This is a genomic window from Halalkalibacter flavus, assembly GCF_036663575.1.
Lineage (GTDB): Bacteria > Bacillota > Bacilli > Bacillales > Bacillaceae_D > Halalkalibacter > Halalkalibacter flavus.
The window spans coordinates 1-249 of the sequence record NZ_JAWRVK010000347.1 but is presented as its reverse complement, the minus strand read 5'-3'; the positions used below and the strand labels follow the sequence as shown (position 1 = coordinate 249).

Sequence of the window (249 nt, the reverse complement as noted above, 5' to 3'; positions counted from 1 at the left end):
AGCGCATGAAGGGCAAGACGACCCTGTGGCTGCCCGGCACCGACCACGCCGGTATCTCGACGCAGAGCGTCGTGGAGAAGATGCTGTGGCGGACGGAGAAGAAGACCCGGCATGACCTGGGTCGTGCCGCTTTCACGGAGATGGTCTGGAAGTGGAAGGAGAAGTACCACGCCAATATCACCAACGCCCTGCGCAGGGTGGGTGGTTCGTTCGACTGGACCCGCGAGGCCTTCACGATGGACCCCAACC

Annotated in this window: 1 protein-coding gene; it reads left to right on the top strand. The window is 63.1% G+C overall.

Features of this window, described 5'->3' with window-relative positions; all coding sequences use genetic code 11:
* Positions 1 to 249 (top strand): class I tRNA ligase family protein (locus tag SAY88_RS25410; RefSeq protein WP_332635218.1); only part of this gene is annotated, 249 nt, incomplete at both ends.